This window comes from Ensifer sp. Root31 (genome assembly GCF_001424825.1).
GTDB classification, from domain to species: Bacteria; Pseudomonadota; Alphaproteobacteria; order Rhizobiales; family Rhizobiaceae; genus Ensifer; species Ensifer canadensis.
In genome coordinates this window covers 166601-192111 of sequence record NZ_LMCO01000012.1, presented here as the reverse complement: position 1 = coordinate 192111, position 25511 = coordinate 166601, and the positions used below count along the sequence as shown (strand labels likewise).

The 25511-nt window shown below is 60.9% G+C and carries 25 protein-coding genes and 1 tRNA gene; 11 read left to right on the top strand and 15 right to left on the bottom strand.

The features are described 5' to 3' along the window. Nucleotides 1-153 precede the first annotated feature (153 nt). Complete coding sequence (locus ASD00_RS12870; protein WP_063963253.1) at nucleotides 154-678, bottom strand: hypothetical protein; 525 nt, start codon at nucleotides 676-678, stop codon at nucleotides 154-156. Between the two features lie 140 nt (nucleotides 679-818). Here ASD00_RS12870 and ASD00_RS12865 point away from each other — a divergent pair, with 140 nt between their 5' ends. After that, nucleotides 819-1829 (top strand): AraC family transcriptional regulator, encoded by a 1011-nt coding sequence (locus tag ASD00_RS12865; protein WP_057206962.1) that lies wholly within the window; start codon nucleotides 819-821, stop codon nucleotides 1827-1829. 58 nt (nucleotides 1830-1887) lie between these two features. Here ASD00_RS12865 and ASD00_RS12860 read toward each other — a convergent pair whose 3' ends face one another. The 4 genes from ASD00_RS12860 to ASD00_RS12845 all read right to left on the bottom strand — a co-directional run bounded on the left by ASD00_RS12860 (nucleotide 1888) and on the right by ASD00_RS12845 (nucleotide 5974). Next, nucleotides 1888-2340: a DUF2721 domain-containing protein gene (locus ASD00_RS12860; protein ID WP_025430469.1), complete on the bottom strand. Its 453-nt coding sequence runs from the start codon at nucleotides 2338-2340 to the stop codon at nucleotides 1888-1890. Nucleotides 2341-2452: 112 nt separating this feature from the next. Continuing rightward, nucleotides 2453-4486 (bottom strand): mechanosensitive ion channel domain-containing protein, encoded by a 2034-nt coding sequence (locus ASD00_RS42480; RefSeq protein ID WP_057206959.1) that lies wholly within the window; start codon nucleotides 4484-4486, stop codon nucleotides 2453-2455. Between the two features lie 364 nt (nucleotides 4487-4850). Next, a complete protein-coding gene (locus ASD00_RS12850) occupies nucleotides 4851-5162 on the bottom strand; it encodes a hypothetical protein (protein ID WP_244496043.1) in 312 nt (103 codons plus the stop codon). An 11-nt stretch (nucleotides 5163-5173) separates the two neighbouring features. Then, nucleotides 5174-5974 carry a DUF2092 domain-containing protein gene (locus ASD00_RS12845; RefSeq protein WP_113567855.1) on the bottom strand — a complete coding sequence of 267 codons (801 nt, stop codon included), beginning with the start codon at nucleotides 5972-5974 and terminating at the stop codon, nucleotides 5174-5176. A gap of 201 nt (nucleotides 5975-6175) precedes the next feature. On the opposite strand from ASD00_RS12845, the gene ASD00_RS12840 reads away from it, so the two are divergent. Beyond that, on the top strand, nucleotides 6176-7111 hold the full coding sequence (locus ASD00_RS12840) for an AraC family transcriptional regulator (protein WP_244496042.1): 936 nt from the start codon (nucleotides 6176-6178) through the stop codon (nucleotides 7109-7111). Nucleotides 7112-7652: 541 nt separating this feature from the next. Here ASD00_RS12840 and ASD00_RS12835 read toward each other — a convergent pair. The 3 genes from ASD00_RS12835 to ASD00_RS38685 form a co-directional block, all read right to left on the bottom strand. Further along, a tRNA-OTHER gene (locus ASD00_RS12835) sits at nucleotides 7653-7725 on the bottom strand. 370 nt (nucleotides 7726-8095) lie between these two features. Further along, the gene (locus tag ASD00_RS38690; RefSeq protein ID WP_082523535.1) at nucleotides 8096-8566 is read right to left on the bottom strand and encodes a BA14K family protein; all 471 of its coding nucleotides are present in this window, start codon (nucleotides 8564-8566) and stop codon (nucleotides 8096-8098) included. 102 nt (nucleotides 8567-8668) lie between these two features. Further along, nucleotides 8669-9745 carry a LysR substrate-binding domain-containing protein gene (locus ASD00_RS38685; RefSeq protein WP_162249724.1) on the bottom strand — a complete coding sequence of 359 codons (1077 nt, stop codon included), beginning with the start codon at nucleotides 9743-9745 and terminating at the stop codon, nucleotides 8669-8671. 371 nt (nucleotides 9746-10116) lie between these two features. On the opposite strand from ASD00_RS38685, the gene ASD00_RS12820 reads away from it, so the two are divergent. Beyond that, a complete protein-coding gene (locus ASD00_RS12820) occupies nucleotides 10117-10932 on the top strand; it encodes a nickel-binding protein (protein ID WP_057206949.1) in 816 nt (271 codons plus the stop codon). Nucleotides 10933-11006: 74 nt separating this feature from the next. On the opposite strand, the gene ASD00_RS12815 is transcribed toward ASD00_RS12820, so the two are convergent. Continuing rightward, nucleotides 11007-11909 (bottom strand): LysR substrate-binding domain-containing protein, encoded by a 903-nt coding sequence (locus ASD00_RS12815; RefSeq protein ID WP_057207308.1) that lies wholly within the window; start codon nucleotides 11907-11909, stop codon nucleotides 11007-11009. A 259-nt stretch (nucleotides 11910-12168) separates the two neighbouring features. Here ASD00_RS12815 and ASD00_RS12810 point away from each other — a divergent pair, with 259 nt between their 5' ends. The 8 genes from ASD00_RS12810 (at nucleotide 12169) to ASD00_RS12775 (ending at nucleotide 18636) form a co-directional block, all read left to right on the top strand. Beyond that, nucleotides 12169-12864, top strand: coding sequence for an ABC transporter permease subunit (locus ASD00_RS12810; RefSeq protein WP_057206947.1), 696 nt, complete (start codon nucleotides 12169-12171; stop codon nucleotides 12862-12864). Further along, complete coding sequence (locus tag ASD00_RS12805) at nucleotides 12864-13601, top strand: ABC transporter permease (protein WP_057206945.1); 738 nt, start codon at nucleotides 12864-12866, stop codon at nucleotides 13599-13601. Before ASD00_RS12810 ends, ASD00_RS12805 begins: the two co-directional genes overlap by 1 nt. Further along, on the top strand, nucleotides 13594-14385 hold the full coding sequence (locus tag ASD00_RS12800) for an ATP-binding cassette domain-containing protein (RefSeq protein WP_057206942.1): 792 nt from the start codon (nucleotides 13594-13596) through the stop codon (nucleotides 14383-14385). Before ASD00_RS12805 ends, ASD00_RS12800 begins: the two co-directional genes overlap by 8 nt. 86 nt (nucleotides 14386-14471) lie before the next feature. After that, nucleotides 14472-15305, top strand: coding sequence for a lysine/arginine/ornithine ABC transporter substrate-binding protein (locus ASD00_RS12795; protein WP_057206940.1), 834 nt, complete (start codon nucleotides 14472-14474; stop codon nucleotides 15303-15305). Between the two features lie 65 nt (nucleotides 15306-15370). Then, nucleotides 15371-16495, top strand: a complete 1125-nt coding sequence (locus ASD00_RS12790) for an FAD-dependent oxidoreductase (protein ID WP_057206939.1) — start codon at nucleotides 15371-15373, stop codon at nucleotides 16493-16495. Continuing rightward, the gene (locus ASD00_RS12785) at nucleotides 16476-16781 is read left to right on the top strand and encodes a (2Fe-2S)-binding protein (RefSeq protein ID WP_057206937.1); all 306 of its coding nucleotides are present in this window, start codon (nucleotides 16476-16478) and stop codon (nucleotides 16779-16781) included. Before ASD00_RS12790 ends, ASD00_RS12785 begins: the two co-directional genes overlap by 20 nt. Continuing rightward, nucleotides 16778-18295, top strand: a complete 1518-nt coding sequence (locus ASD00_RS12780; RefSeq protein ID WP_057206935.1) for an NAD(P)/FAD-dependent oxidoreductase — start codon at nucleotides 16778-16780, stop codon at nucleotides 18293-18295. The genes ASD00_RS12785 and ASD00_RS12780 overlap by 4 nt, the downstream gene beginning before the upstream one ends. Next, nucleotides 18292-18636 carry a RidA family protein gene (locus tag ASD00_RS12775; RefSeq protein ID WP_057206933.1) on the top strand — a complete coding sequence of 115 codons (345 nt, stop codon included), beginning with the start codon at nucleotides 18292-18294 and terminating at the stop codon, nucleotides 18634-18636. The genes ASD00_RS12780 and ASD00_RS12775 overlap by 4 nt, the downstream gene beginning before the upstream one ends. Before the next feature lie 345 nt (nucleotides 18637-18981). Here the strand turns inward: ASD00_RS12775 and ASD00_RS12770 are convergent, their stop codons facing one another. The 6 genes from ASD00_RS12770 to ASD00_RS12745 are packed head-to-tail and all read right to left on the bottom strand — an operon-like array spanning nucleotide 18982 to nucleotide 25378. Further along, nucleotides 18982-20508 (bottom strand): amidohydrolase, encoded by a 1527-nt coding sequence (locus ASD00_RS12770; RefSeq protein ID WP_057206931.1) that lies wholly within the window; start codon nucleotides 20506-20508, stop codon nucleotides 18982-18984. Then, nucleotides 20505-21443 (bottom strand): nucleoside hydrolase, encoded by a 939-nt coding sequence (locus ASD00_RS12765; protein ID WP_057206930.1) that lies wholly within the window; start codon nucleotides 21441-21443, stop codon nucleotides 20505-20507. The genes ASD00_RS12770 and ASD00_RS12765 overlap by 4 nt, the downstream gene beginning before the upstream one ends. Further along, a complete protein-coding gene (locus ASD00_RS12760) occupies nucleotides 21440-21865 on the bottom strand; it encodes a VOC family protein (RefSeq protein ID WP_057206928.1) in 426 nt (141 codons plus the stop codon). Before ASD00_RS12760 ends, ASD00_RS12765 begins: the two co-directional genes overlap by 4 nt. Before the next feature lie 8 nt (nucleotides 21866-21873). Continuing rightward, nucleotides 21874-22767, bottom strand: a complete 894-nt coding sequence (locus tag ASD00_RS12755; protein WP_057206926.1) for an ABC transporter permease — start codon at nucleotides 22765-22767, stop codon at nucleotides 21874-21876. Next, a complete protein-coding gene (locus ASD00_RS12750) occupies nucleotides 22764-23801 on the bottom strand; it encodes an ABC transporter permease (RefSeq protein ID WP_057206924.1) in 1038 nt (345 codons plus the stop codon). The genes ASD00_RS12755 and ASD00_RS12750 overlap by 4 nt, the downstream gene beginning before the upstream one ends. Continuing rightward, entirely contained in the window at nucleotides 23798-25378 is a 1581-nt protein-coding gene (locus tag ASD00_RS12745; protein WP_057206922.1) for an ATP-binding cassette domain-containing protein, read from the bottom strand. The genes ASD00_RS12750 and ASD00_RS12745 overlap by 4 nt, the downstream gene beginning before the upstream one ends. Between the last annotated feature and the right edge of the window lie 133 nt (nucleotides 25379-25511).

The window sequence follows — 25511 nt, the reverse complement described above, 5'->3', positions numbered from 1 at the left end:
TCCTTGATTATCGATGAGTTATCGAAACGGCGCGGGCTGTGGAGCAGCTCGGGAACCTTGGACGCAATCGTCCGGTTGCATTGGCTGGTGAGGTATTCGCGAGAGCTGAAGCGGGCTGCAGTCGGGGTCACACCGAGCCGCAACCGGCAGGTGCTAGTACAGAAATGCCCGCCGGTAGCCGCGCCTGGCCACGCCCGCATAGGAGAGCGGCGTCAACGGCATGCCGATGATGTCGATGAACACAGAGACCTCGGAGCCCTTCTCCGGCATTTCGCCGCCAACAACCTTGACCGTGTAAGTCAAGTTATCGTCGTTCAGCTCCGGATTCTCCAGGACGACGACGACCTGCTTGAGCTTGTCCCCTTCAAGGATCGACAGGTCGGCATTCGGCGGATCGGAAAGGAAGCTGTCCTTGCCCTTGCTCCAGAACGGCACGAAAGCCTTCGTGTCCATGTTCCCGGCAATGCGCTCGGGACGGTCAGAGAAAAACAACGTGGCGCCGCCAACACCTTCGAGCGTCAGCTTGCTCGACGCCTTGTCGAATTTCATAGCACTTGCGGTTTGAACGAACAGGAAGTCGGCGACTTCTTCGGTTGCCTGCGCCAGTCGCGGCATGAACGGCACTGTCGTCGCCGCCGCGACAGAGGCTGCCAGCAGTAGGTTCCGTCTGGTTGTCATAGTCGCACCCCTCCTATAGGTCGCAAGACATGTGGGTCTCTACTTGTGCTACTCACATGTTTTACGGCACTAAACAGTATTCGCAATACGAAACCACTCATTTTGCGCCACGGTTGTCTTATTTCTGGAGTGTTGCATACATGGCTGAAATCCCGGTCATTTCCAACCGCATCCTGTCTGGCATGCCGGCCTTCATACGGCGTGAAATGGGGCAAAAGGCGCTGCTGCAGGCCAATCGTGCCATCGGCTTCGATCTCGAACTGACCGAGGGAGAGAACTGCTTCATCCCGCACGCGGCGGTAATCGGCTTCGTCGAAGCGGCTGCACGCGTCGCCGGTGAGGCCAACTTCGGAATTCTGATCACGCCGATGATGAACGTCGCCAACTATGGCAGCTTCGGACACTATGTGTTTGGCGCCGACACCCTGGGGCAGGCCATCGAGCGCAGCATTGCTGGCCTTCGTTATCATAGTACGGTCGATAGGATGTCAGTCGCAGTGGTTGGCGACGAGGTACGGTACAGCTATGTGTTCGCTTTGGCCGGCCACTCAGGATATGCCAGTATTGTCTGTGCCGCCGCGGGTGTCCTGCTCAGCCTCTTCAAGGCTTATCTGCCCCCTGACTGGCGACCGCTGCGCGTCGAGCTTGACACCGACAGACCGCGCCAGACAGGCCTTATTGAAGACGTCTTCCAGTGTCCGGTTCTTTTCAACGCAGCCGCGACGAGCATCGTCACGGATCGCCATCATCTTTCCGCTGCTCCGAGGCCCGCTTCCTGGCCAATGGTCACCATCGAGGATGTGGCGCGAGACCGGCGAGGCGGCGCTCCACGGGATCTGCTCGAAGTCATCATGGAGCAGGTCCGGGTCCAAGTTCTCACCGGCAGCGTGTCGATCGATGGTGCCGCTCAATCGTTGGACACCAGCGTCCGGACCCTGCAACGGGAGCTGAACAGGGCCGGCACCGATTTTCGCGGGCTGGCGGGCGCCGCAAGGGTTCAACGAGCCATTGAACTGCTGTGGCACACGAACGGCTCGATCACGCGCGTGTCGGCGGAGTTGGGGTATTCGTCTCCAGCCAATTTCGCCCGGGCCTTCCGAAAGGCAACCGGCAATGGACCACGGGAGTTTCGCTCGAATATCTCGCGTTGAAGGTACGGCCGTTTGCCGTTCAGCAGCGCGAACGGCGACCAAGATGAGAAGTACCTGGTCAGTCTTGCTCCATGGGAAATTGGTCCATTCGTATTTGCCGCAACAAGTTCCGTCCGGCGATCAGCAATTCAGACAAGAATGCGACAAGCGATCCGATGAGCGAGACTATGGCACCACCAAAAAACCAGAAGAGATTTTCTTGGCGCAGTCCGATGGCAAGTGCACCAGCAAGTAGATTTAGGATTGCGCCGCCCGTGCAAATGCCGGCCATTACCCCAAGCACGACCGCAACTTCCAGAGCAAGTGCCCTTCGCCGCAGATACGCGAGCTGCATGCGAAACAATTTGCCCTGCTTACCCCTTTCCGCGACCTCGTTCAGCCGGTCCGATACTCTCCCGAGGCGAGTGGTGTAGATACTGACAAAGCCTGCGGTACCAGCCAACAAAAACACCGGCGCAAGGGATGTTTGTATGACAGAGGCAAGGTCGTTGACGATCGGCGGTGTGTCCATAATTCCTCTTAGTGCATTTCCAGGAAAAGCGCGAAGCGGTTTTCCGTCGGTAAATGCGCAAAAACAAAGAGATAGAGCGTTTCCCGGCGCTCCGTTTAAACCGGAAACGCTCTTAAGAAGCTGGCCCATTCGGTCCCGGTGGAGCAGTGGTGCCTTGAAGTTGCCGCGTGGCGTGAGCCGCAGCAGCTGAACCTTTGTCATCTCCGCTCACCTGGACGACAGGCTGAGCGAAATCGATCCCGTTGTCGCCAAACACCTGCATGAGCATCGTATATGCCTTGCGGCGGATCGCGGTTTGATCGCCAGGCTTACAGGTGAAGCCAACGCCGAGTTCGATGCCGTACTCGCCAATTTGCTCGACGCCCTTGAGCTTGAGTGGCTCGATGAATGACGAGCCGAGCTCCGGATCGGCCTGCAATTCCCCGCCGATTGCCTTGATGAGCTTGCGGACCTTGTCAAGATCGGTTTTGAAGGGGACACGGATGCGGAACTTATCAACCGACCAGTCACGGCTCAAGTTCTTGATGGCGCCAAGCGAACCGAAGGGCACCGTGAATATCGGTCCGCGATGGTGCCGCAGCCGGACCGATCGCAAACTGAAGGACTCGACTGTGCCTGTGTAACTTCCCGCCTCAATATACTCCCCGACTCGGAACGCATCGTCTAAAAGATAAAAAACACCGCTGACGATGTCCTTGACGAGCGTCTGTGAGCCGAACCCGATGGCCACGCCGACCACGCCCGCACCGGCGATGAGCGGGCCTATCTGAACCCCCATCTGCGAGAGAACCGTAAGCGCGGCCACACTAAGAAGCCCCGCGGCCAACGCGTTGCGGAATACAGGCAGCAAGGTGCGAAGCCGGCCTTGGCGGGCGATCTCATTCGGTGTGAGTGCTCTTCCATCGCCAACGCGGCCGAGCTGACGGGCAATGTAAGCATTCCCCAACTGCCAAACGAGGTCGATGACCAGCAAGATGACGACGCTGTTGAAGGCGCCGGTTATGATTGTCTTGGCGAGCGCCAGCTGACCGGTAATGGGCTGGAAATTGTGACGCCAAACGAATGCGATCCAATCCACTGCGATGATGATGATGATCGCTCGCGCGCCTCGTACAAGCAGCACTGTCTTCGGATCTGCCGCATCACCGTCATTCCAGCGTGAAGCCGCAAACGCGTGGGTCAACTTGTCAGCGATTGACAGGACACGCGGCACAACGACAAACATAATGCCGAGCCAAAATAGCGCCAGGAAACCACCGCACCAGAGCAGCCAGAGCGTTACGGCGCCGGCAATGCCGGTTGTCCGAGGCACGCGTTGGCCCAAAAGCTGTGCATCATCGCTGGAGCGGTTGCGGCCGATAGCTTCGATCGCGATCAGAAGAAGCAGGCCCGAAAATCCAATGGCAATCAAGGAACAGACGTCCTCGGCAACGGCGAGCCGCTCGCATATGGCCGAGAATGCCATCGCCGCTGCTAGCACCGCGACGAACAGCCGGACACGGGGGTATGCCTTAGCCATCGGCACGGAAACGGTCATCGCCAGCCGGCAGAGCGCCAGCACGCTTCGGTAGGCGACTGTCGCGACGAGCGAATAAAGCACGACCACACGCATGAGTGGCGGCCAAGGAAAGATGAGAAAGACGAAGGCAACCGTCGCCGTGAAAATCAAGAGTGGCGCAAACTCCGTCTGCAGCTGCGACAAGAGTTGATTGGGCAAGGTCACGGCTGGCACTGAACGACGAAGGAACCATTCCGTGCCAAAGCCAATGCCCGCGATGATGGCGATCATCAGTATCCCGGGGGCAAATCCACTATCGTGCGCCTCTTGCTGGACCGAGGAGGCTGCGCGGTAGAGTTCGCTGCCTACACGCGGCACGGCAGACAAAAGGATGTTGAGGCGGGTACGCGAGCGGGCCTCTAAGTCGTCGATGACCCGCGCTACCTCGGCGGCCCCTTTTTCGGGAACTGCTGCTTGCCTTTGCGCCAGCCATGTCTTCACGTCCGCGTCTTCGAGAAGACGCAGCAGCTCGGCCACCTTTGGCGGTTCTGCTGTGCTCGTTGCCGGCGCCTGCGCCTGCGCGTGCGACAGGGAAACAACCGACAGGCAGATGAGCAGGCTCAGTAACAGGAAGCGAATGATGAACATGTAACCCCGTCGCAGCCACCGCGCTGACCGTTCTCAAATACGGCGGTAAATAACCCCGAACTGATGCTGATCCGACAGAATCAGTCGGATCAGCTTGGCAGGCGGAACCAACCGGAAAACACCTTTGTTGCGATCAGTCCATCGAAAATATTCTGTATTCACTCGGCCAGCCCGACTTCACCTGGCTTCCAGGACTTATCGAACCACGGCTCGAGCGGCCTGCAGGCGCAGAAGGAAATTCCACCCTTTGCAGGCAACTGGCCGTGCCCAGTCGGCGCTACTGTCGCTCGGAACATCGCGGGCGACGCACGAAGTGGGAAAAGGGTGAAGATTTAAATCGAACTGGTGCAAACAAGCTCTGGCATCAGTCGATGTAGACGACGACGTAGCGCCCACCATAGGGCTGGTAATAGACCCCGCCGCAGCGCCAGATCACAACGCCGTTGACACTGGTCCTGACACAGCCGGTGGGCAGCGCGGCGACGTAGACAGTGGAGCGGCGGATTACGCGGCGGGTGGTGCGACGCGCAACACCGGCAACGCTGCCCGGGGTCGCGGGATGCCCAACGACCGCCTGGGCCTCCGATACGAACGAGCCGAACGGCATCGGTACAAGATGGTCGCCGACGAGCAGGGCGAGGCCGACGACTGTGGCGCAAAGGATCTTTCCGTACATCTTGCGCATCTTCATTCTCCCACCTCCAGCGATATGTCGCCGGTGACGTCTGCATGTATCTGTTCGAGTTTCCTGGCGTTCGCTGGCGGCGTGAATTTAAACTGAGCGCCGCCGATGGCGCCTGCCTTCCAGTCGCTGAGCCTGAGCGAGTATTCCGGCGCTCCGGTTACCCATTTGGTCGTGATGACATATTTGAGCGGCAACGGCTTGTTGCCCTTGCTGACCCAGATCTGCCAGTCGACGATATCTGTTCTGAAGGCGAGGTGATCGCACTCGACCCCACCAATGAATGCCGACCCCACGTGAGTACCCTTGGTAACCCCGTCTGTAAGGACGGTATAGGGGTCGCTTGCGAGCAGATCGGCTCCCGGTGCATCGAGACCGGTAGCGGCGCGAAGTTCGTCTGCTGCCTCCTCAACACTTGGTCCCGGACTTTGCAGCTGCGCGTAGACGTTCATGCCTTTGCTGTGGAGCGAGATCGTGCTGCCGTCGAACACTACCTCCGCATCGGCGAATGGCCCTTGCCGCGTCAACAGGAAACCCTTGGTGCGATCGAGCGCAATGGTACCCGATGCGCTGTACTGGATCTTCTGCCCCTCAAGGTCGACGATTTCCTGGTCTGCGTCATAGGTGACGCTAAGAGACGGCATCGATTTGAGATGGTCGCTCATCACAGCGAGAATCTTGGCAGCTTCTGGTTCTATCGCGTCCTGGGCCGAAGCGGACCACGCCGCCGCACAGGCGGTGGCCGCTATGACCAACGTGTATGGGCGCCAGGTTGCACCCGGCCATTTCATTTTCAATTTTCTCATCCGCTATCCTCAGACCTCGCTCCTCCGACTTGGCACGTCCACCAACGGCCGTTCGGTCTTGCTGCTAAAACGCCTTCCGACCGAAAGCATTCCAAATCAATAATATATTGCTATAGTGACGCCTCTTGCGTCTTGCCTTTTCACGCCAATTTAGCGTTGTGAGTGTTGAATACTGCACCTTCGATCAGGATCAGGACGTTCTTGGCCATCGCGCCCTATCTGGCGAAGCACGATGTCTCGGCGATTGAGTTCTGCAAACGCCTCGGCATTTCGCCAAACGTGTTCCAGAATGCCGATGGCTGGCTTGCGCGCGCGCAGTGCTTTCGCTTGGGCAATGAGCTGGCGGCGGTGGCGGGGGACCCGTTCGCTGGCGCGCATATCGGCTCGTCGACCGACCTGCGTGAGTTCGGCGGGTGGGGACAATCCGTTCTGGCAGCGAGGGATGTGGCCCACGCTTGCGCGCTCGCGTCCGACAATGTGTCCTCGATCCACCGCGGTTCGGATGTACGCTTCCTGGTGGAGGGCAAAACCGCGCGAATCGTCTTTCGCTTCACGGACCGTTGCGAATTCGATCCCAGGCAGTTCATCTTCGGCAGTCTCGCGGTTTTGCGAAAAGTGCCGCTTTTGGCGGGAGAAGCGTCCGGAATAAAGGTTCGACTGACCGCGACAAAAACACGAGGGGCCGAGGCACTCGAAGAGTGCTGGGGTCCCAATATCGAATTGGGGTGCGAGCACGACATGATCGAAATCGATCGCGAGTTGCTCGACCTGCCTCTCAAAAGGCACGAAACTGGACCATCAAAGGCGACGACCGCCCTGACCTCGACGGTGGAGGTGGCACGATTGCTAAGCGACAAGCTCTTTCATGAACGGGAGCTTAGCTTGAAAGCGGTGGCAGCAAGAGTTGGGATGTCCGCCCGCACCCTACAGAGGCGCCTGAAATACTGCGGCGTCGAGTTCGAGGAGCTGCTTGATGAGACTCGAAGAAGCGAGGCCATCCGGCTGATCCGCGAAGGAGGTCACAGCATGACCGAGATCGCCTATAGGGTAGGTTACAGCGATCCCGCTCATTTCACGCGCGCGTTTAGACGTTGGACAGGGATGCCCCCATCTCGATTTCCTCCAGACCATCAATGAGATAGATAAAAGGAAGTCGTGCAAATACTGGCTTCCCTCCTTACATGATTGTTTTATGGACTTAGGCGTGATCCCTCGGGATGCGAGCCACGACGCTCCTCCCAGAGGACGAGCAGGGCGACACCTCGCTTCTTGAGCTCGACAGCAAGATCGGCCCAGTTCGACTCGACGCGTCTTCAGGTGAGATCCAGCGCCGAAGCTGATTCCCGTCGCAGTAATTCAAAGTGCTACAGCGACCTGTGCGCGTCTAATAAGGCGCGCTGCATTGTAGGACCTTAGTCCGAGTCGCACCGGCAAAGGTCGTAGGTGCGTTGCCGAATCTCACTCCACATGCATACTCGGGCAGGCAAAGCGCCCACGGAACAACGGCCCGCCCCGCCGCCGTGAGCGCGAGTGGTCCCAGAGCGAAGGCCCCCAAGCCCAATACCGCAGCGCTCTGGGACCAGCCTTCTGGCGCTACTGCCCGCCTTCTAGAATCTCCCGCATCACTTTCAGGTCTCCCGACTGTTGACTACGATCGGGGCTTTCTGGCGTTGAAGATTGGTTGCGGCGACAGGATTCGAACCTGCGACCTCCAATTTATCGGCTGGCGAGCTACCGGGCTCCACGCCGTAGACCGGTCAGATGGCCGTTCCGCGCCTCGTTATCAGGCATGTGCCCCTATTGGAGCGCCTTGCCTGTCGGCTTTTCTGTTTGCAAACAGCCCCGATTAGCCGGAAACGCGCTGTCGCTAGCCGGGGAGTATGCCGAGCTGGTGCACTACTCGGGAACCAATAGTGCTGGATCAGAAACAGGTGGGCCACTTTCAAGCGACAACTGAAGCGCGCGAACGAGCCGCGAACATCCACAGGACGAAGAGTGTCCACCTACCCCGAGATTAACCTGCTTGCAGTAGGAACAAATAGTGAAAGGCGATCACCCTACCGCATAGCCGGCGGTCATTGAGGTTTGGAACCGATGACCGCCGCCCAACAGCAGCGCTGATCAATAGTATGGCGACACGCACTCCTGGCGCGGCCCATAATACGGCTGGAAGGTGTTGTCGTAGGCGCTGTATGAACGATAGCGGTCATAGCACCATTCGACATGGGCTGAGGGCGCGTTCGAATAGGCCCGGCGCGGCGGCGACGCGATCGCACCACCAATAACGACGCCTGCTCCAAATGCAGCAAGAGGATACCACCAGCCGTCACTGTGCCGACGATACCCGTCCCGCCGGTAACGGTAGCCGCTGTAGCCGTTATAGTAGCCGTATCGAGGCCCCGAATTGTAACGGTACCCGTTGTACCCGCGCGAATGCGGCGGGCCACCATAGTGACCTGGCTTGTGGTGGATCAGTTCCACAGCTTGGGAGTTCGGCTGCGCTACTGCCACAGGAGATACAGGCAGAGCCTGTGCCGGTACCGTCGTTAGGGCCGTGGCAACTGCGACGAACACCGCACCTATTCTTTTCATGACATCATCCGATCGTTCTTTACCGGATCATTTTCCGGCACCTGCCATGAACGCAGGATGAACGCGGGTGGTTTGGCACAGCATCGAGCGTTAAAGCTCCAGTCACCGGGCTCGCTGGATTTCATCCAGGAGCCATTCCCTGAACGCGCGAATCTTGCGGGAATTCTCCCGTTCCTCCGGATAAACAAGCCAAAGGCTGGTTCCGTTGCGGGCGATGACATTGAAAAGCTGCACCAAACGTCCGGCCTTGATGTCCGGCGCGAAGAAGGCTGGCGTAAGCAGTGCAACACCTTGTCCGGCGAGCGCGGCCTGGCTGACCACTATCTGCGTGTTGAAAAAGACCGCCGAGGAGATTTTTGGCTCGGAATCCGCAAATCCTGCCGCCTTGAACCAAGCTCGCCACCAGTCATCATCTCTTAGCAACGGCAGCGCAAGGAGATCAGAAGGTGCCGATATGTTGCCAGCCCCTGCCAAGAAATCTGGGCTGCAGAATGGAGCGAACTCCTCGGCCATTAGCTCATGGGATACCAGACCTGGCCAGCGACCGTTACCCGCGCGAATACCGACATCGAACGGCTCGCGCGCAAAATCGACCACGCGGCTCATAACTTCCAGTCTCAATTCAAGATCGCGATGGGCGGTCTGGAACGCCCCGAGGCGCGGTGCCAGCCAATTGGTCGCGAAGGTGTGGATCGCGGTAATCGAGAGCAAGTTCTCGGATGTCCGTGGTATGGACACGCGAAAAGCATGTATGGGCCTGGCTATGTTCTTTAGCCTTTGAGGTCCAATATCCACGTATGGCAGAGGCAGCTTTCGTTCGACATGTTCATAGACACTGCTGGACAGGCAGACTCCGCCTGGTTCTGCCACTCCCTCCAGACGCACGGCGATGTTGACACCGTCTCCGAAGAGATTGCCGCCATCGGACAGGACGTCACCGAGATTGATGCCGATGCGAAATCTCATCTTGTTGTTCTCGGGAAGATCAAGAGAGCGCTCAGCCAGATCGTTCTGAATATCGACCGCAGCCCGCACTGCCTCGACCGCACTGGCGAATTCCGCCAGCACGCTGTCGCCTGCCCCTGCGAATATCCGACCGCGATGTTTGGAGACTAGCTCAGCGATAACAGTCTGGCAGATGCAGAACGCGGCGTGAGTCCGTTCCTCATCAACCTCCATAAGTCGGCTGTAGCCGACAACATCGGCAGCGAGGATAACGGTTAGGTGGCGCTCCATAGCGGGAATGAGGATACCGAACTACGAGGCGTAATGCCATTGCCCCGGCAATTCGCCAACGGCATAGATTTCACCTCCAACGCGATTGACGTGCTATTGTGCTGCGTGCGTCTACCGTCGACGTAGCGTTGAACCGTGGCGGCGACGGCCTCGAAATCATCGGCGGAGATGGTCTTGATGTTTTGCGCCACGACTGGCTCCCTTTTCTGCGCCACGGCTGGCGGCAGGACAGCCCGCGTTGGCCGAGATAGACGATTGTCCGTGGCTGTCGTAAACTGATTGATGACGGCAACGGTCCCTTCGGGAGCGAGCGAATGCCTATCTTCATGGACCGGCACGATCTTGCGGGCGCCTCCGCTGCGGATGTCGCCGAAGCGCACCTTAAAGATCTCAGCATACAGGATCAGTATGGCGTCAAGTTCCTGACCTACTGGTTCGACCACCGGCGAGGAACGACCTTCTGTCTTATAGATGCACCGGACGCCGAAACCGCGCAGTGCGTCCACCGCGAGGCTCACGGGTTCGTAGCCGGCGAAGTCGTGGAGGTAGCACTGTCGGCTGTCGAGGCTTTTCTGGGCCGAATACAGGATCCGGAGGCTGCAGGGCTGTCCGCAAAGGAAATGGATGCCGGTCACCGGGCGATCCTTTTCACCGACATCGTTGGATCAACCGAAATGACATCACGGCTTGGCGATCGCATGGCAACTGAACTCGTGCGAGCTCATGACGCCCTCGTTCGTGGTTGCCTGAGCCAAACGGACGGCCGCGAGGTCAAGCACACCGGGGACGGAATCATGGCTGCGTTCCCCTCGACGGCATTTGCAGTCGATTGTGCGAGGGAGATCCAACGCGAGTTTCAGCGCTACAACGCGGGCAATGGCGAGCCCATTCACATTCGCATCGGGCTGGACTGCGGCGAACCTGTCGAGGACAGCAATGACCTTTTTGGCACCACGGTCCAGTTGGCAGCGAGGCTTTGCGCGGCCGCGCGAAGCGACCAGATCCTGATATCTGAAAACATATTCCGAGAATATGACAACGCGGCCGTCTTCACCCATGGCATGCGCCATCACCTGAAGGGATTTGCAAAGCCTGTCCTGGCGTATCAGTGCGAATGGCTAAATGCGTGAAGCGGATAGCTTGAAGCCCTGGAACGGCGTCTTCTGGCCCGCAAAGCAGCTGAGGCGCCGACCGGCGCCGGGCCTCATCCCTGACGGATAAGCAGCGGGCTTACTTGCTGATCGTGATAATCCCAAAACTCCTTTTCGAATCGATCGACGATGCCCGATCTACTCTGCGCTGAAGCACGAATGGCCAGAAAGCCGGCATCGATAAAGATCGAAAAGGGGCGAACGGTCACGCCTCTTCCGACGAATTCGCTGGCCGACGTCGGATCGATGATCGCGATGCCGGCACCCTCGGCCACTAGCGCAAGGGCGGTGTGGGACAGCTTCGTTTCCAGCGTCGACAGCTTGGGAATTCCGGCAAGTGCCACTTCCACACGCATGGCGAAAATCGTACCGGGCTCAAGGCTGATCATTCGCTGTCCCTTGAGATCGTCCGGACAGATCACTTGCCTTGCACACAGTGCATGACCATCGGGAATGGCGACGACCCCGGGCAAGGGGCGGGTCTCGATGGTAAAGCCGGGTCGATCGAGCGGGCCATCGGCATAGCCTATGTCGGCCTGGCCCGCAGCAACCGCTTCGATGACCATCGACGATGGAAGGCCGCTTAGCGAGGCGTGAAGGCTCGGCTTGTCGCGCAGGAAGCGCGCGAGGAACCGCGGCAGGAAACCATTGCCAAGCGCCGGCATCGCCGCAATGCGCAGGGTCCCAGCCGACTGCCTTGCTATCTCTTCGGCGACGGCCGCGATCCGGTTCAGCCCGACGAAGGCCCGTTCGACTTCCTTCCACAGCGTGACGGCTTCCTGAGTGGGATTGATCTGATTGCCGCGGCGATCAAAGAGCCGAAGCTTCGTTGTGTATTCAAGATCGCGGATCAACCGGCTGACAGCCGGTTGAGTGATCGACATGAGCTCTGCCGCCGTCGTCATCTGGCCAGTGAGCATGACGGCCCTGAAAGCCTCGACCTGCCTGAGATTCACATCGGCCTCCATAACATTTGCTTATTCTCATGCCGACTTTTCGAATTTGACGTCATGGATCCCCCATGCAAATTTCGTTGTCAAGCGAGGGCACTCCATTGGCTGGCTGAGGACTTTAGACAGGGTCTGGCTGGCGGCGGCACCTTCTCATCACAATCGAAAACCTCAAGAACCGGCGCTCCATCGGGCGCCGAAACGATGACGCATGCAAACATGCGCAGGGAACCGAAAGGCTGAATAGGTGGGTTACTTGCAGCTCATGGGCTTTAGCCCGGAAGGGTGGGGATACGATATGCTGGCCGCGACCGGCATGACGGTCTCGGTCGCAATCAGCGGCTTTCTTGCCGGCGGCATCCTGGGGTGCCTCGGCGCGGCGGCGACGTTCTCGCGGTTCGCCGCGCTGCGTTTCGTCGCTGCGTCCTATACGACCGTGCTTCGCGGCATTCCCGACCTGCTCGTCATCTACCTCTTCTATTTCGGTTCGAGCTCGGTCATCTCAACGGTAGCGGCGATGTTCGGCGCCCAGGGTTTCGTGGGCGCACCGGCCTTTCTGACCGGAACACTTGCGATTGGCGTCGTTTCCGGCGCCTACCAGACGCAAGTGCTGCGAGGAGCGGTTCTGGCCCTTTCCAAGGGCGAGATCGAGGCAGGCCGGGCCTATGGCATGCCGCCATTCCTGCTTTTTCGTCGCATCGTCCTGCCACAGGCCGCCCGTTTCGCGATACCCGGTATCGGCAATGTCTGGCAGCTGGTGCTGAAGGAATCCGCGCTGATTTCGGTGATCGGGCTGGTTGAACTGATGCGCCAGGCCCAGATCGGCGCCGGATCCACCCGCCAGCCGTTCAGCTTCTACCTGACGGCGGCAGCGCTCTATCTGACGATCACCTTTGTCTCGGGCCGCGGGTTCCGTATCGCGGAACAGCGTGCAATGCGCGGTGTGAGGAAAGCTGTGTGATGGCGCTCGACCTTCCTTTCCTCGCGGACACTTTCCTGGCGCTTCTGACAGGCATCCCACTGGCGCTTCAGCTCGCAGCAACGTCCATCATCGCCGGCGGCATCCTTGCCTTCGGCCTCGCACTGATGCGGGTATCCGGGAGATGGTGGCTCGATGGACCGGCGCAGATCTACATCTTCATCTTCCGCGGAACCCCACTCCTCGTGCAGATCTACATCATCTATTACGGCCTCAGCCAGTTCGAGGCCCTACGCCACAGCTTCGCGTGGCCGTTCTTGCGGGAGGCCTATTGGTGCGCCGTCATCGGTCTTGCGCTCAACACCGCTGCCTATAGCGCGGAAATCATCCGGGGCGGCCTGATCTCGGTTCCTGCCGGCCAGGTGGAGGCGGCGCGCGCCTGCGGGATGTCGAACACGATGCTGTTCCGGCGCATCGTGCTTCCGCTCGCCCTGCGGCAGATGCTGCCCGCCTATAGCAATGAGGTCATCCTGATGACGAAGTCGACGGCGCTCGCCTCGACGATCACGCTGATGGAAATCACCGGCATCGCCGCCAAGCTCATTTCCGCAAGCTATCGCCCCGTCGAAGTCTTCATCTGCGCCGGCGCCATCTATCTCGCCATCAACTTCATCGTCGCACGGCTGTTCGCTGGCCTGGAATACGTCTCGACGCCGGAGCGACGGACCCCGTCCGCGATGGGTTGCGCCTCCGAAACACGGAAGGAATGTCATGTCTGACCATGGAAGTGTACCGGCAGTCGAACTATCGGGAATCCGTAAAAACTACGGCCCGCTGGAAGTTCTGCACGGCATCTCGCTCACTGCCAACGAGGGTGACGTGATCTCCATTCTGGGCTCATCGGGATCCGGAAAGTCGACCCTGCTTCGCTGCATCAACATGCTCGAAGTTCCCAACGCCGGCTCGGTCGCGATCCATGGTGAAACCATCCGGATCCATCAACGCCAAGATGTGACGCCGCGCCCGGAAGACAGCCAGCAGGTCAACCGTTTGCGGGCCAAGGCCGCGATGGTATTCCAGTCATTCAACCTCTGGTCCCATCTGACCATTCTCGAAAACCTGATCGAGGCCCCGGTGCACGTGCAAAAGCGGGACCGCAAGCAATGTCTGGCGGAGGCGGAAGCCCTGCTGGAGCGTGTCGGCATTGCCGACAAACGCCATCACTATCCCGTCCATCTCTCCGGCGGCCAGCAGCAGCGTGCGGCCATTGCCCGCGCATTGGCGATGCGACCGAGCGTAATGCTGTTCGACGAACCGACATCGGCGCTCGACCCCGAACTGGTCGGCGAAGTGCTGAAGGTCATGCGCGACCTGGCGGCGGAGGGGCGCACCATGCTGATCGTCACCCATGAGATGGCGTTTGCCCGCGACGTGTCGACCCGCACGGTCTTTATCCATCAGGGCGTCATCGAAGAAGACGGCCCGCCAGCCGAAGTCTTTTCCAACCCGCGTTCCGACCGGTTCCGGCAGTTCATTTCACGGGAGGAAAGAGCCGCCGGCTAGAGCATTTCAGGAAAGGCGGCGGCAATGCCCGAGCGGATCTGCCGTCGACAGAAATACCAACCAGAAAACAGATAAGAGGTGAACTGATGAAAGTGCATACGATCCTGACAACTCTCCTTGTTGCGCTTGGCGGAACTGCCGCGGCCCAGGACAAGGTGCTGACGATCGCAACCGAGGGCGCCTATGCACCGTGGAACTTTTCCGGGCCCAACGGCACGCTCGACGGCTTCGAGATTGATCTCGCCAAGGTGCTTTGCGAGCGCATGAAGGTGAAGTGCGAGATCGTCGCCCAGAATTGGGACGGCATCATCCCGTCGCTGACGGCGAGGAAATACGACGCGATCATGGCCGGCATGAGCATCACGCCCAAGCGTGAGGAAGTGATCGCCTTTTCAACCCCCTATGCCGCGGGCATCAACGCGTTCGCCGTCGCCGCCGACAGCCCGCTTGCCGAAATGCCGGGCACGGGCGAGAGCTACTCGCTGGATAGCCAGGCGGACGAGGCCAAGGCTCATATCGACGAAATCGCCAAACTGCTCGACGGCAAGGCCGTGGGCGTACAGGGGTCGACGACGGCATCGGCATTCATGGAGAGCTATTTCAAGGATGCGGCCGACATCAAGGAATACAAGTCGACGGAAGAGCACAACTTCGACCTGGTGAACGGCCGGGTCGATGCCGTGCTCGCCAACGCGACGGTTCTTACGGAGTCGCTGGCAAAGCCGGACATGCAAGGTGCGAAGATATCCGGCCCCCTCTTTTCCGGTGGCATCTGCGGCTTCATCGCCGTCGGGTTGCGCAAGGAAGACACCGCACTGAAGATGCAATTCGACGAAGCGATCGAGGGCGCGCTTGCCGACGGGACCGTGAAGGAGCTGTCGATGAAGTGGTTCAAGATCGACATCACCCCCCGGCTCTGACGGACCCGAACCGGGTGCGGCGGCCTTAGCCGCACCCAACTCGCTGACAATATCGAGAATACTTCATGGCACTTCTGGACGAATGCGAGATGGCCGTCGTGGGCGGCGGCCTCGTCGGCGCAGCATTGGCCTGGGGCCTTGCGCGATCCGGCACCCAAACCATGGTGCTGGACGGGGAAGACCTGGATCTCAGAGCATCGCGCGCCAACTTTGCGCTGATCTGGGTGCAGGGCAAAGGTCTGGGCGCGCCGGATTATGCGCATTGGTCGAAGACTTCGGCCGAGCTCTGGCCCGAATTCGCGCAAATGCTTGCCGCAGATACCGGCATCGACGTGGCCTTGAGCCAGCGCGGCGGCTTTTCCTTCGCGCTGTCGGCTGAAGAACTCAGAGACTGGCGAATTGAGCTCGAAACGATCGCCGCGCAATCCATCGGAGAACCCGCCCGCTATGACATACTCGAGCCGCAGGCCCTTCGTGAACGCCTTCCCCTGATCGGTCGCGACGTCGTCGGTGCGATCCATTCGCCGACCGATGGCCATGTGAACTCGCTACGGCTCTTTCGCGCCCTTCATGCGGCCATGAAACATCGCGGCGTCGAGTATCGCGCCCATCGGCGCGTGGACCACATCGAACCGATAGCGGGAGGTTTTCGCCTGACGGGCGAATGGGGTGGCGTGCGCGCGCGCCGCATCATCCTTGCCGCTGGTGTGGACAATGAGCGCCTCGCACCGATGGTCGGCCTTCGCGCGCCGCTCAAGCGCAGCAAAGGCCAGATTCTGGTGACCGAGAAATGCGCGCCGTTTTTCAGCTTTGCATCGACGACCATCCGCCAGGCCGACGAAGGTGGCGTGATGATCGGTGACAGCGAAGAGTGCACGAGCTCTGCCTTAACCACCAATCAGGACATCACCGCCGTGCTGGCAAGCCGCGCGATCCGTGTTTTCCCGACGCTGGCCGACGCCAATGTCGTCAGAAGCTGGACCGGATTTCGCGTCAAGACCCAAGACGGCTTGCCGATCTACGAACAGTCTTTGACCCATCCGGGTGCCTTCATCGCCATCTGCCATTCCGGCGTGACGCTGGCCGCCAATCATGCACTCGCCGTGGCCCCGCAAATCGCGGCGGGGACACTCTCAAGCGCCCTGTCTCCCTTTCATTCGCGGAGGTTCGATGCTCCTAAGAACGCGTGAAATCACCGACAAACTATCCTTCACCTTCGACGGCGAGACGCATTGGGCCGAGCGCGGCGACACGCTGGCACTCGCGCTCCTGGCAGCCGGCGTCGACGTCTTCCGCAAGAGCGCCGTCGGCGGCGTCCCGCGCGCGCCCTATTGCCTGATGGGCGTCTGCTTCGAGTGCCTGGTGACAGTCGACGGCGTGCAGAACCGGCAAAGCTGCCTGATTGAAGTGCGTGAAGGCATGGTCGTTGCCAGCCAACAGGGTGCACGCACTTTGACGGAAAGAGAGTGCAAATGAACGCACATACCGTCACCCATGCCGAGCAGTTGGCCGCGCGGTATGACCTCGTGGTCGTCGGTGCCGGCCCCGGGGGTCTCTCGGCCGCGATAGAAGCCTCGACCGCCGGGGCTCGCGTGCTCGTCGTTGACGAAAATCGCTGCCTCGGCGGGCAGATCTATCGCGCAATCACCCGCAACACGCCAGAGCGGCAGCCGTTCCTCGGCGAGGATTACTGGAAGGGCCGTTCGATCGCCGCAGCCTTCCTGGACGACATGGCGGTGGATTATGCACCATCGACCACCGTCTGGGATCTTGTGCCTGCCGATGGAGCCAGGCCCTGCGATAATGCCGTGGTGGGTCTGTCGATCGGCGGGACGACCCGCAGGATTGAGGCGCGCGCGGTCATCCTTGCAACCGGCGCCATGGAGCGGCCGATGCCGGTGTCGGGCTGGACGCTGCCCGGCGTGATGACCGCGGGTGCGGCGCAGATTGCACTCAAATCCATCGCGGGCATCCCGAAGGGCAGGACCGTTCTGGCCGGTTGCGGCCCGCTTCTCTATCTGCTCGCGGCGCAACTGCTTGATGCCGGGGCAGATATAACCGCTCTCGTCGACACCACCGACAAACGACAGCGGCTACCGGCGCTGCGCCATCTGCCGGACTTCCTGCGCTCACCCTATGTCGCAAAGGGACTGGCTCTTCTCATCAAGGTCCGCAGGCGCACACGGATTATCTCGAACGTCTCGCAGCTGTCGATCAACGGCACAGACAAAGCGCAAGGCGTGGCCTTTCGCGCCGGCGGTCGCCACCAAACGATTGCCGCCGACTGCGTGCTCCTGCACCAGGGTGTCATTCCGAACATCAACCTTGCAAGTGCGGCAGGTTGCGAAATCGAATGGAACGATCGACAGCGCGCCTTCCAGCCGCGGACGGATCGCCAGGGACGCACGACCACGACGGGGATTTTTGTCGCCGGCGATGGCGCCTTCATCGGCGGCGCCCAGCATGCTGCGGTCAGTGGACGGATCGCTGCACTTGCCGCCCTATGCGACCTCGGTCTGACCACACCCAGCAGCGTAGGTGAAAGGGCCGGTCGGCTGGAAGCGGAGCGCGAGACATATCTTCGCGGCAGGGACTTTCTCGACGTGCTTTATCGACCGGCGCAGCAATTTCGAGCGCCACCGGACGAAGGCACCATCGTCTGCCGCTGTGAAGAGGTGACCGCCGGAGCGCTACGCCAGGCAATCGCCCTGGGCCCACCGGGCCCAAACCAGCTCAAGACGTTCACGCGTTGCGGCATGGGGCCCTGTCAGGGCCGCCTCTGCGCCTCCACCGTCACGGAGATGATGGCGGCGGAACGACGCGTCAGCCCAAGCGAGATCGGCACCTATCGCCTGCGCGCGCCGGTCAAGCCGCTTCGCCTTAGCGAACTTGCGGCCCTTCCCCAAACCCGAGATGCGGTGGTCGCCGTGACCGGCCGCGTCCCTGAAGAACCAAGCAATTTACAAACAGAGAAAGGCAATGCCCCATGACTGAACGCCACGTCCCCACCCCGATCATGCATCGCGTCGTCGAGCACAATGGCATTGTGTTCGTCGGTGGCACGACCTGCGACGACGAAAGCCTCGACATGGCGGGACAGACTGAGGAGATCCTTGCGAAGATCGAGAGCTATCTGGCACAAGCCGGGTCGGACAAGACAAAGCTGCTGTCGGTAACGATCTTCATCACCGAAATGAACCTCAAGCCTGAGATGGACGCAGTCTGGAAGAAATGGCTGGCACCGGAGACCTTTCCGGTACGCGCAACCGTCGGCGTTGCTGATCTCGGCGGCGACACCAAGATCGAGGTCGTGGTGACGGCACATCGGTAATTGATCCGACCATCTTCACACTCCGGGGTCCGTCAAACCATAAGGCGGACCCGACGCAATGATGGCAAGCATCGCCACGTGCCGGGTGGAAAGAACCGTTTCAACAAGAACAAAATCCGCTGCCCCCCACCCCGCTCGCTTCGCGCTTTGTCAAAGCCGATGCGCAAGCGTAAGCACTATGTCTCTGGCTTGAACACGGATATCGAGTACGGCCGTTCCCGGAAACGACCGACCCGTCAGTTGCCCGACGGCTAGAAGCCCTTCCTTGGCAACGCCGTCCGCGCCGATCACACGCGACTTCTCGTCAACGGCGATGCCCGAGATCATCCGGCACAAGCAAACTGCTCAAGACTTGAGGCGCACGTCAGCAGTGTCTCCCTGATAACGATTGAGACCGATATCCATTTGGGTCGCCCTGCGATGGATTTCCGCCATGACCGGCTCGAAAATCTTGTTGCGGCGCTCGAGGTCGGCATGTTCGGCAAGGTAAGCCGGCACCAGTTCGGCAATCTCATTGAAGACGGATTGTTCGTCGATCGTGGCCAGGCGCCCATTCTGCACCACGATCCGGCCAGCGACCATCACGGTCTCGATCGAGGAGCCGTTTTCCGAGTAAACCAGATGCTTTGCGACGTCGTTGAGCGGCATGAAGGGATAGCTGCTGAGATCAAGGATCAGGAGATCTGCCGCCTTGCCAACCTCGATCGAGCCGGTCACCTGCTCCAGCAAGGCCGTCTTCGCACCGCCGATGGTCGCCATGGCGAGAATCTCGTCCGCTGCCACCCACCTCTCATAGTCGGGCCCGGCGGCGCTGTGGACGAGGCCGGCGACGCGCATGACATCGAAAATGCGCGCTGTGTCGTTCGAAGAGACGCCGTCGGTACCGAGGCCGATCGTCACTCCGGCATCGAGCAGGCGGCGGATCGGAGCAATACCGGCCCCGAGCTTCAGGTTCGAGACGGCATTGTGGGCGACCGACACGCCGGCCTCGCCCATCAGCCGCATGTCCTCGTCGCTCACCCAGACCGAATGCGCGATCGTCGTGTTGCGTTTTAAAAGACCGAGATCGTGCATGTAGGCGATCAGGGATTTACCATGCAGCATGTGGCCGGTCACGGCTTGGGTCTTGGTTTCGAGAATATGCGTGTGGAACGGAACGTGCTTTTCGACCGCAAGATCCATGCACGCCGCCATGAGATCCGGCGAACAACGCTGCGGCGCGGAGGGGGCGATCATGAAATGCAGCCGGCCCGATTTGCCGTGCAGGCTGGCGAAGGCCGACCTGCAATAGTCGATATAGGCATTCGCCGTCAGCGGCGGGCCAAAATCGAGAAGGGCCTGCAACTCGGGCGGCATCACCTCGCGGGCAAAGGGCAGCGCATCGAGTGTGTGGACGTTCATCACGGCGCTCGAGACATTGGCGCGAATGCCGGCATCGTCATAGGCGCGAAAGACGGTTGAAAGGCGATCGAGATCATGCCGGGGCGGATCAAAGAAATCGTCGCAGAAGGTGGTGACGCCGTTGCGCAGCGATTCCATGGCCAAGAGCAGGCTGCGCAGATAAAGCAGCCGTTCGCCGATCGGGTCGTTCATCAGCAGCGGATAGGCATAGAGCAGCCAGATTTCGAGCGGCATGCGCTCGTAGCGGCCCCGAAGGAAGGTCTCGCTGGAATGGGTGTGGGCATTCACAAGCCCAGGCATCACCAGCTTGCCCCGTCCATCAATGATATGTGCGCCGGGGCCGGCCGAGAGGCCTTCACCGATGGCCTTGATGGTCTCGCCCTCAATCAGGACGTTGCCGGCAAATGGCGCTGCGCCATGGCTGCCATCCATCGCCACGATCGTCGCGTTGCGGATCAGGATTTCACTCATGGCAGGTTTCCCAGTGAATTCAGGAGAAGATCATAATAGGCGACGGGGTCGCCGTCCGTGACATAGAAGACATTCTTCGGCCGGTCGGTGATCTGCCACCAGTCGGCGACCGTCATGCCTGAAGTCAACGTGCCGTTCAGTTCGACGGAGACGTTGATCTGCCGTCCTGAAAACATCTGCGGCGCCAGCATGAAGGCCGGCACGCACGGTCCGTGCAGCGGCGCACCTTCCCAGCCGTATTTCCTGAGGTCGAAGGCTTCGGAGAATTCCAGCATTTCGGCCGTCGCCACGCCGCAGTGGTTTCCAAGTGCCCGCATGGCGCCGAGACGCTCCGGCGTCGAGCGCATCCTGTGCGTCACGTCGAGCGGCAGGAGCGTGGTCCTGATGCCGGCCCTCAGCACGATGTCAGCGGCCTCGGGATCGACATAGCAGTTGAACTCCGCCGTCGGCGTGATGTTGCCGACTTCGAAATAGGCGCCGAGCATTGCGACGACCTCGTGGATCTTGCTGGCAATGTCGGGTGCCTTGCGCAAGGCCATGGCGAGATTGGTCACCGGCGACAGCGAGCATATGGTGATCTCGCCGGGATGGGCGCGCACGGTATCGATAATGAAATCGACGCCGTGCTTTTCCTGCGGCCCGATCTTCGGCTGCGGCAGGTCCGGGCCGTCAAGACCGGTCGGGCCATGGACGTGTTCGGCCATAACAAGCGGACGGATGATCGGGCGCCGGCAACCGGAATAGACGGGAATATCCGGCCGACCGGCCAGTTCCATCAGCTTCAGGCAGTTGGCGATCGTGTGATCGAGGTTGATGTTACCAGCCGTGGCGACCAGCCCGAGAACGTCGAAGGCCCGTCGCTGGCCGAGGATCATCAGGATGGCAGCCGCCTGGTCCTGACCAGGATCGGTGAGGATGATAAGCTTGCGTGTCATGCCGTCACCTTGCCGGGAGCGCCGCCATCGAGCCACGCGTAAAGCTCCCAGGTCTCGCTGTCAGGCCCGTGGAAATAGAGGCACCGGGCGTTCCACGGGTAGTCGGCCGGAGGATTTATGAAGGTCACGCCGTCTTTTGCGAGATCCGCATAAAGGACATCGATATCCGCGGGACTGTCGAGCCGTACCGCCACGAGCACCGCCGATGCCGATCCCTTGGGCACGTGTACATCGGCATGTTTCTCGATATGCGACCGCTCCCAAAGCGCCAGCGTCAGGCCGGCGCCGGTGAAATCGGCAAAGCCGGGTGCGCGGTGCTTCAGTTCGAAGCCGAGCTTCTGCGTATAGAAGCGGATCGACGCATCGAGGTCGGTGACCAGGATGCAGACATCCTGGATCGGATGGCGTTGCGCGAACGTCATGGTGCCCCCTATTGATCCTTAAGTTCGGCGAAGGAGCTGGCGGCCTTCGCACCGCCGCGCAGCTTGCCGGAAAGCCAGACGCCGAAGACGGTCGCGAGATAGGGCAACGCCTGCAAGAGGTCGTGCGGGATCTTGTCGCCGAACATGAGCTGCGCCCGGATGCCGAGCGCGCCGACGACGGCGAAGAAGAGCGCGGCGAAGGTGGCCCCCACTGGGTGGGAAGCGCCGAAGATGACCGCGGCGAAAGCCATGAAGCCGCGGCCGGCCGTCATGCCCTGGGCGAAGAATTGCAGGCTGCCGGCGGCAAGTTCGGCTCCACCGATGGCACACAGCACCCCGCCGATTGCCAGCGCCACCAAACGCATGCGCGAGGGATTTGCGCCGACGCTGCGGGCAGCGAAGGGATGCTCGCCACAGGCGGCGAGCCGGAGGCCGAAGCGTGTGCGGCGCAGCAGTACCCACATGCCGAAGACCACGAACGGCATGGCGGCGACCGCGATCGACAGCACGCCATAGGCGCCGAAGGCCGGCCCGAGCTTCGGAATGCCGAACGGTGCGGTCACGCTCGCCTGGCTTCCGAAGATCGACTGAACGGCGAGCGCCGTGCCACCGACGCCAAGGCCCGTCAGGCCGAGGCCGGCGATGATCGGATTGGCCTTGAGCCTGTCGATGACGAACCAGAGGAGGACGGAGGCGAGCACGCAAATGAGGATGGCGATGAGCATGGCAGCGAGGATGGAATTGGTCAGGATGATGCCGACGATCGTGGCGCAGGCACCGATGATCATCAGGCCCTCGAGACCCAGGTTCCACACCCCTGCCCGCTGCGCAATGACGCCGGCGAGGGTGACATAGATCAGCGGCGTACCGGAACGCAGGATGGCGATGATGATCTCGTTCATGATGGGCGCCCTCCGAGACGCAGCACCTTGTCGACGAACTTCGACCTTGCCGTGATGAACAGCGCGATCGCCGCATTGATGATGTCGATCGCGGCGGCCGGCAGCCCGGCCATGATCGGCAGATAAAGCGCCGCCGAGGCAAGGCCGCCGAAGAACACCGCCGCCGCCGCAGTGCCGACCACGGAGAGATTGGCGACAAGCGCGATCAGGATCGCCGTGAAGCCGTGGGCAGGCAGGAACCCGGATGCGATGCGGCCGTTCGGCCCCATGAACTCGATGGTTCCGGCGAGACCCGCCAGTGCGCCCGAGATGATGAAGCTCGAAAGACCCAGTTTCCACAGCCGCGCGCCCTGCCACTCCACCATCGTGCCGTTGCGGCCGGCAAGGCTCGCAAGAACCCCGAAGGCCGTGCGGTTGACCAGGAGCCACATCAAAATGCCGACGCCTGCCGCGATGGCGATGATGGTTGGGGACAGGCCGAGCGAGTCCGAGATGCGGTAGGCCGCGTCGAGCGGGCGACTTGATGCCTGCTGACCGGACCCCGAAGGATCCTTGAGTGGTCCCGAAGTGACATAGACCAGAAGCAGGCCGGCCATGAAGTTGCCCATCAGCGTGGTGATCACCTCGTCAGTACCAGACCGTAATCTCAGGAGCCCCGGCCAGAGCGCCCAGAGGGCGCCGCCCAGCATGCCGGCGATGATGAGCGCCGGGATAACGAGGAAAGCCGGCCCGCCCTTGAACGCCTCGGCGGCGAAGGCGGCGCAGATCGCCCCGACATAGAACTGGCCCTGGGCGCCGATGTTGAAGAAACCCGCCCGGAAGGAAATCCCGACGCCTACGGCCGTGACGAACAGTGGCAGCGCCCATCTGAGGCTCTGTTCGATCGCACCGCTGCGCAGGAAGGCGCCATCGACTACCGCCCAGAGCATGGCCCCCGCGTTGTAGCCGGCAAACTGGAACACCAGAGAGCACAGGATGAGCGCGAAGGCCACGAAGATCAGGCTGCGGGCAACCGTGATGAAACTGTCTTTCATGCGCTTACCCTCGCAGCCGCATCGGTCATGGCTGCGCCCACCGACGCGATGTCGAAGGGCGCGCGGAATTCGCCGTTCACACGCCCCGACAGCATCACCACCACACGGTCGGAGATGTCGAACAGCTCGTCGAGATCAGATGAAATCAAAAGGATGGCGGCACCGCGATCGCGCGCCTGCCGGAGCGCCTGCCACACGAAGGCGGTGGCACCGATGTCGAGACCACGCGTCGGCTGAGCCGCGATGATCAGCCTGGCATCGCGATCGACCTCGCGCGCAAGGATCACCTTCTGGGCATTGCCACCCGACAAGGACCCCGCCTTCTGCGCTGAATTGTGGTAGTGGACACTCCATTCCCTAAGCGACCGGTCGCAGGCTTCGCGCACCGCAGAGGGGCGGATCACCTTGAGCAGGCTTCCCTGCAGCAACTCCCTTGCGCTCCAGTTCTGCCAGAGCGAACTCGTGAGGCTGAGGCCTTCGACGTTGCGCTCGAAGGGAATGATCCGAAGACCAATCGCGCGACGGGCGGCGAGCGGTTTGCCGGTCACGTCATGGCCTGCAAGCACGATCGATCCGCCGGCAAGATCGGCAAGGGCGGAAATCGCTCGCACCAGTGTCTTCTGTCCGTTACCCTCCACGCCGGCTATGCCGACGATTTCGCCTGGGCGAATGTCCAGATCGATGCCATCGAGCGCGATGCCCTCACTGTCCGGCCGTGTCGAGACGGTCTTCATGGACAGCACGCTCGGACCTCTAGCGTTCTCCGGATGACCTGCGCCCTCGCCTGCGGGCGATTTCGACCCGACCAGCGCGTCACGCTCATGCCGGTCGAGCGTCTTGGCAATCGCATCACCGACGATCAGGTTGGCGAGCCTCTCGGCCGAAACCTCGGCGATCGGAAGCGGTCCCTCGACCTTTCGGCCGCCGCGCAACACCGTTACCGTGTCGGCGATACCGAGCACCTCACGGATCTTGTGCAGGATCAGGATGACGGTAACGCCGCGCTCCTTGAGACGACGGACGCGAGCAAACAGCATGTCTATGCCGGAAGGTGAGAGCACGGCGGTCGGCTCATCGAGAATGAGCACGCGCGCATCCATGACAAGCGCCCTTGCGATCTCGATGCCCTGCTGGGTCTCGATCGGCAGATCGCGGATCCGCCTGTTCAGATCAACTTGGACATCGAGACCGGCAAGATGCGTCCGCCATTTTTCCGCGAGCGCCTTGCGGCTGTAGATTCCGCCTTTGCCAGTGGCGCCGAACTCCATGGTCTCGGCAACGGTAAAGGACGGCGGCAGGGCAAAGCTCTGATGAACCAGCTCAACGCCCGCAGCCCGGCTCTGGCTGACCTGGCCGGTGCGGATTTCCTGGCCCATCACGTCGACCGCGCCGGCGGTCGGCTGAACAAGTCCCGCAGCGACGCGGGCGAAAGTTGTCTTGCCGGCGCCGTTCTGGCCCACGACCGCGTGGATCTGGCCGGGAACAAACGAAACGGCAACGTCCGACAGTGCAGTCACGTCTCCGAATTTCACGGTGACATCCCGGCACTCCAGCGCAGGCTTCGGAAGGTTGGACATCAAAAGGTTCCCATCGAGAGCGAAGGCTCACGGACCGTCAACAGGAAGGAAGACGATCCGCGAGCGTCCAGCGGCCCTCCCCGAAGGCAAAGGCCGATGCCGGTTTTTCGTCAAGGCTCCGGTGCCGACCCTG

Excerpts from the sequence above, each read along its gene's own strand:
- ASD00_RS12870 (WP_063963253.1), bottom strand. The coding sequence starts at position 678 with ATGACAACCAGACGGAACCTACTGCTGGCAGCCTCTGTCGCGGCGGCG.
- ASD00_RS12865 (WP_057206962.1), top strand. The coding sequence starts at position 819 with ATGGCTGAAATCCCGGTCATTTCCAACCGCATCCTGTCTGGCATGCCG.
- ASD00_RS12860 (WP_025430469.1), bottom strand. The coding sequence starts at position 2,340 with ATGGACACACCGCCGATCGTCAACGACCTTGCCTCTGTCATACAAACA.
- ASD00_RS42480 (WP_057206959.1), bottom strand. The coding sequence starts at position 4,486 with ATGTTCATCATTCGCTTCCTGTTACTGAGCCTGCTCATCTGCCTGTCG.
- ASD00_RS12850 (WP_244496043.1), bottom strand. The coding sequence starts at position 5,162 with ATGTACGGAAAGATCCTTTGCGCCACAGTCGTCGGCCTCGCCCTGCTC.
- ASD00_RS12845 (WP_113567855.1), bottom strand. The coding sequence starts at position 5,974 with ATGAGAAAATTGAAAATGAAATGGCCGGGTGCAACCTGGCGCCCATAC.
- ASD00_RS38690 (WP_082523535.1), bottom strand. The coding sequence starts at position 8,566 with ATGAAAAGAATAGGTGCGGTGTTCGTCGCAGTTGCCACGGCCCTAACG.
- ASD00_RS38685 (WP_162249724.1), bottom strand. The coding sequence starts at position 9,745 with ATGGAGGTTGATGAGGAACGGACTCACGCCGCGTTCTGCATCTGCCAG.
- ASD00_RS12820 (WP_057206949.1), top strand. The coding sequence starts at position 10,117 with ATGCCTATCTTCATGGACCGGCACGATCTTGCGGGCGCCTCCGCTGCG.
- ASD00_RS12810 (WP_057206947.1), top strand. The coding sequence starts at position 12,169 with ATGGGCTTTAGCCCGGAAGGGTGGGGATACGATATGCTGGCCGCGACC.
- ASD00_RS12805 (WP_057206945.1), top strand. The coding sequence starts at position 12,864 with ATGGCGCTCGACCTTCCTTTCCTCGCGGACACTTTCCTGGCGCTTCTG.
- ASD00_RS12800 (WP_057206942.1), top strand. The coding sequence starts at position 13,594 with ATGTCTGACCATGGAAGTGTACCGGCAGTCGAACTATCGGGAATCCGT.
- ASD00_RS12795 (WP_057206940.1), top strand. The coding sequence starts at position 14,472 with ATGAAAGTGCATACGATCCTGACAACTCTCCTTGTTGCGCTTGGCGGA.
- ASD00_RS12790 (WP_057206939.1), top strand. The coding sequence starts at position 15,371 with ATGGCACTTCTGGACGAATGCGAGATGGCCGTCGTGGGCGGCGGCCTC.
- ASD00_RS12785 (WP_057206937.1), top strand. The coding sequence starts at position 16,476 with ATGCTCCTAAGAACGCGTGAAATCACCGACAAACTATCCTTCACCTTC.
- ASD00_RS12780 (WP_057206935.1), top strand. The coding sequence starts at position 16,778 with ATGAACGCACATACCGTCACCCATGCCGAGCAGTTGGCCGCGCGGTAT.
- ASD00_RS12775 (WP_057206933.1), top strand. The coding sequence starts at position 18,292 with ATGACTGAACGCCACGTCCCCACCCCGATCATGCATCGCGTCGTCGAG.
- ASD00_RS12770 (WP_057206931.1), bottom strand. The coding sequence starts at position 20,508 with ATGAGTGAAATCCTGATCCGCAACGCGACGATCGTGGCGATGGATGGC.
- ASD00_RS12765 (WP_057206930.1), bottom strand. The coding sequence starts at position 21,443 with ATGACACGCAAGCTTATCATCCTCACCGATCCTGGTCAGGACCAGGCG.
- ASD00_RS12760 (WP_057206928.1), bottom strand. The coding sequence starts at position 21,865 with ATGACGTTCGCGCAACGCCATCCGATCCAGGATGTCTGCATCCTGGTC.
- ASD00_RS12755 (WP_057206926.1), bottom strand. The coding sequence starts at position 22,767 with ATGAACGAGATCATCATCGCCATCCTGCGTTCCGGTACGCCGCTGATC.
- ASD00_RS12750 (WP_057206924.1), bottom strand. The coding sequence starts at position 23,801 with ATGAAAGACAGTTTCATCACGGTTGCCCGCAGCCTGATCTTCGTGGCC.
- ASD00_RS12745 (WP_057206922.1), bottom strand. The coding sequence starts at position 25,378 with ATGTCCAACCTTCCGAAGCCTGCGCTGGAGTGCCGGGATGTCACCGTG.